Genomic DNA, 4,140 nt, shown 5'->3' with positions numbered 1-4,140 from the left:
GGGGGGGGGGGGGGGGGGGGGGGGGGGGGGGGGGGGGGGGGGGGGGGGGGGGGGGGGGGGGGGGGGGGGGGGGGGGGGGGGGGGGGGGGGGGGGCGGGGCGGGGGGGGGGGGGGGGGGGGGCGCGGGCGGGCAGCGCCGCGAGCGCGTCGAGGCGTTCCTGCAGCGCGGCGCCGTCGGCGGGCGGCGTGGTCTGCACCAGGCGGCGCGTCGCGCGCACCATGTGCTCGTGGAGCGCGATGCGGTGCTGGCGGCGGTCGCGCGCGACGATCACGCGCTGCCGTCGCCCGATCTCGACGCCCCGGCGGTGCTGGCCCCGGCGCTCGTGGTGCCTGCGCGCGTGCGGGCCGCCGCAGCACAACAACATGCGTAGAAATTCATTAACATTGAAATTAAAAATGTTAATCTTCAATTTTTGTCGTTCATATGTAACTATATTTTGCAGAAATTGTAATAATTAACATTCAGACAATTGCCGTTAACCAGGAGCCTTCCCGTTCCTGGCCGGCGATGCGGGTGTCTGCCTGAATCGGAACGGGTGTGGCGGCGGTCTTCCGGCGCTCGTGCGTCATCCCGATCATCAGGACACCAACACAATGAGCAGGCTTTCACTGAACGGCAAGGCATGGAGCATCGTGGCGCTGCTCTGGGTCGCCTTGATAGCGGCGGGCGTGGCGGGCGGGTTGTCGACCCGTGGCCGGATGCTCGATCAACGTCAGGCCGAGCTGAGCCATCAGGTGCAGGTGGCCGCGAGCCTCGTGGCGTTCTACCGCAACCAGGCCGCCACGCACGCGCTGAGCGACGACGAAGCGCGCAAGCAGGCCATCGCGGCGCTGCGCGCGCTGCGCTACGGCGACGACAACAGCGGCTATTTCGGCATCTACGATTCGCGCGGCTATTCGGTGCTCAATCCGCTCAAGCCGGACATCGAGGGCACCGACACCAGCAACCTGGTCGACCGCAACGGCACGCGCGTGGCCATGGAGATCGTCAAGCACTCCTCGCCGGGCGGCGATCACGTGAGCCGCTATTACTGGCCGAAGGCCGGGCGCGAGGGCGTGGTGGAGAAGCTGACCTACGCCGTGATGATCCCCGAATGGGATTGGCACCTGTTCACGGGCGCCTATCTCGACGACATCGACGACGTGTTCATCCGCACGCTCGTGAAAAACCTCGCGCTGTTCGCGATGATCGGGCTGGTGGTGACGGCCGGGCAGCTGTGGCTGATCCGCTCGCTGCGCACCGGCGTGGGCAGCCTGCGCGATGCGATTCGCCAGACCAGCGAGACGCTCGATCTGACGCAGCGCGCGCCGGTCGTGAACCAGGACGAGGTGGGCGTGACGGCGGGGGCGTTCAACCGGCTCGTCGATCGCGTGGCCGGCGTGATGACGACCGTGCACGAGGCGACCGAATCGGTCAACACGGCATCGTCGGAGATGGCCGCCGGCAACAGCGATCTGTCGTCGCGCACCGAGCAGCAGGCGGCCTCGCTGGAGGAAACCGCGTCGAGCATGGAGCAACTGACGGCCACGGTGCGGCAGAACGCCGACAGCGCGAAGCAGGGCAACGCGCTGGCCTTGCAGGCCTCCGAGGTGGCGAGCCAGGGCGGCGACGCGGTGGGCCGCGTGATCGAAACCATGAAGGGCATTTCGAGCAGCTCCGAGAAGGTGTCGGAGATCATCGGCGTGATCGAGGGCATCGCGTTCCAAACCAACATCCTGGCGCTGAACGCCGCCGTGGAAGCGGCGCGCGCGGGCGAGCAGGGGCGCGGCTTCGCGGTGGTCGCCTCGGAAGTGCGCGGCCTCGCGCAGCGCTCGGCCACGGCCGCCAAGGAGATCAAGGAGCTGATCGGCGCGTCGGTCGAACAGGTGCGCGAGGGCGAGGCGCAGGTCGGCGACGCGGGGCGGACCATCGACGAGGTGGTGCGCTCGGTGCGGCAGGTGGCCGACCTGATGGGCGAAATCGCGGCGGCCTCGCACGAGCAGCAGACGGGCATCGAGCAGGTCAATCAGGCCGTCGCGCAGATGGATCAGGTGACGCAGCAGAACGCGGCGCTGGTCGAGCAGGCGGCGGCCGCTTCGCAATCGATGAGCGAGCAGGCCAGGGTGCTGCGCGCGGCGGTGGCGACGTTTCGGGTGGAGGCGGTGACGGCGCGTGCGGTGCCGGCGGGCGTCAAGGTGGCGGTCAGCCAGCCGGCGGCCCCGGCCGTGACCGTCGTGCGGCGCCGGGAACCGGCGCTGGCGGCTCCGCGGCCTGCGGCCGAACCGCGGGCGGCCGCCGGCAAGTCCGTCGCCGAGGCAAGCGACGCGGCCTGGGAAACCTTCTGAACGCCGCGCGTTATTGCCTGGCGTTCACGTACTTGAACGTGCCCTGCGCGCTCGCGATCAACAGCGTGCCGTCCACCCACGCCTCGGCGCGCGCGAAGAAGATCGAGCGGCCCGCGCGCTCCAGGATGCCCTTGCCGACCACGCGCGATCCGAGTCCCTTGTCGAGGTAGTTCACCGTCAGCGACAGCGTGAAGCCGTGGCGGATCGGCGCGCCTGGCGGCGTGAACAGGCCGGCATAACCGGCGGCGGCGTCGAGCAGCGTCGCGATCGCGCCGCCTTGCAGCACGCCCTGGCGATTGAGCTTGCGCCCGTCGATCGGCATGCTGATTTCGGCATAGCCGTCGCGCCAGGCGTCGAGTTGCGCGGCGAGGGATTCCAGGAACGGGTTGTCTTCGAAGAGTCGGGACATGGGCGATGGCGGGGCGGTGAGCGGGGTGCGCCATTGTAAGGCGATCGCCCGCGCCGCTCACTCCGGCTCGCGGTGCAGCTCGATGCGGTTGCGCCCGCGCGCCTTGGCCAGATACAGCGCCTTGTCGCAGCGCGACAGCACCTGATCGACGCCGAGATCGGCCGCCGTCATGCGGTCCACGCCGATGCTGACGGTCAGCTCGACGCGCTGCCCCGCGAATTCGAGCGGCGCCGCGCCGACGTGGCACTGCAGCCGCAGCCCGAACGCCATCGCGGCCTCGATGCCGAGGCCCGGCAGCACGATCGCGAATTCCTCGCCGCCGATTCGCCCGACGATATCGGCGCTGCGCGCCTCGTCGCGCATCATGCGCGCGAAATGGCGCAGCGCGCGATCGCCGAACGCGTGGCCCCAGCGGTCGTTCAGCGATTTGAAGTGATCGAGATCGAGCATCAGCACGGCCGCCTCGCCGTAGCCCGCGCGCCGCAGGCTGGCCAGTTCGGATGCACTGCGGGCGAGGAAGTCGCGCCGGTTCGCCAGCTCGGTCAGGTGATCGATGGTGGCCAGCTCGTGCAGCTCGGCTTCGATGCGCTTGCGCTCGGTGGTGTCGGACACGAACCCGTGCCACAGCGTGCCGCCGTCGGGCAGCCGCTGCGGGCGCGCCTCGCCGTGCCGCCAGCGCAGCCCCTGGCGCGGCAGCAGCACGCGGTATTCGAGCCGCCACGGCGTCAGCGTCGCGGCCGATTCGCGCAGCGATTGCCGGTAGGCCACCAGATCGCGCGGGTCGATGCGCGCGTCGACCGCCTCGGCGTGGTTTGCGGCGTGCGCGGCATCGAGTTCGTAGATCTGCTCGATGCCGCGGCTCACGTAGCTGAAGTGCGGGCGGCCGTCGGCCGTCTCGCGATACTGGAACACCAGCCCGTCGACCTCGTCGGTCAGGTTGGTGATCAGGTCGATGCTCTGCTGGAGCCGCGCGGCGGTTTCGCGCAGCGCGGTGATGTCGGTGGTCGCGCCGACCATGCGCAGCGCCCGGCCCGAGGCGTCGCGGCTGACCACCTTGCCGCGGCTGCAGATCCACTTGTAGCTGCCGTCCTTGCAGCGAATGCGGTGCTCGACCTCGTAACGATCGGTGTCGCCCTCGAAGTGCAGCCGCATCTGCGCCTGCACGTAGGCGCGGTCGTCGGGATGCAGGCGGTCGACGGCGTCCTCGATGCGCGTGCTCAGTTCGTGCGGCGCATAGCCGAGGATCGCCGTCCATTCCGGCGAATAGCGGATCTCGCCGGTCGCGACGTCGCGATCCCAGATGCCGGTGCCGCTGCCCTTCAGCGCCAGCGCCACGAGATCCTGCTCGAACGGTGCGCACGCAACCGGTTCGCCTCATGGCCGCGCGCCGGCGTGGTCGCGCAGCG

At 70.0% G+C, this 4,140-nt stretch carries 4 protein-coding genes; 2 read left to right on the top strand and 2 right to left on the bottom strand.

The window, feature by feature from the left end:
- Positions 1–227: 227 nt before the first annotated feature.
- Together G3N92_RS31635 and G3N92_RS35415 are read left to right on the top strand one after the other, a co-directional pair.
- On the top strand, positions 228–371 hold the full coding sequence (locus G3N92_RS31635) for a hypothetical protein (protein ID WP_206131473.1): 144 nt from the start codon (positions 228–230) through the stop codon (positions 369–371).
- A gap of 223 nt (positions 372–594) precedes the next feature.
- The gene (locus tag G3N92_RS35415; protein WP_206131472.1) at positions 595–2,325 is read left to right on the top strand and encodes a methyl-accepting chemotaxis protein; all 1,731 of its coding nucleotides are present in this window, start codon (positions 595–597) and stop codon (positions 2,323–2,325) included.
- A gap of 10 nt (positions 2,326–2,335) precedes the next feature.
- On the opposite strand, the gene G3N92_RS31625 is transcribed toward G3N92_RS35415, so the two are convergent.
- Both G3N92_RS31625 and G3N92_RS31620 read right to left on the bottom strand, forming a co-directional pair.
- On the bottom strand, positions 2,336–2,734 hold the full coding sequence (locus tag G3N92_RS31625) for a PaaI family thioesterase (protein WP_206131471.1): 399 nt from the start codon (positions 2,732–2,734) through the stop codon (positions 2,336–2,338).
- Positions 2,735–2,791: 57 nt separating this feature from the next.
- The gene (locus G3N92_RS31620; protein WP_206131470.1) at positions 2,792–4,069 is read right to left on the bottom strand and encodes a sensor domain-containing diguanylate cyclase; all 1,278 of its coding nucleotides are present in this window, start codon (positions 4,067–4,069) and stop codon (positions 2,792–2,794) included.
- Positions 4,070–4,140 lie beyond the last annotated feature (71 nt).

Origin of the sequence: Burkholderia sp. Ac-20379 (assembly GCF_017104645.1) — a bacterium.
Classification (GTDB): domain Bacteria; phylum Pseudomonadota; class Gammaproteobacteria; order Burkholderiales; family Burkholderiaceae; genus Burkholderia.
This window is presented reverse-complemented; position numbering and strand designations above follow the sequence as displayed.

Excerpts from the sequence above, each read along its gene's own strand:
- G3N92_RS35415 (WP_206131472.1), top strand. The coding sequence starts at position 595 with ATGAGCAGGCTTTCACTGAACGGCAAGGCATGGAGCATCGTGGCGCTG.
- G3N92_RS31625 (WP_206131471.1), bottom strand. The coding sequence starts at position 2,734 with ATGTCCCGACTCTTCGAAGACAACCCGTTCCTGGAATCCCTCGCCGCG.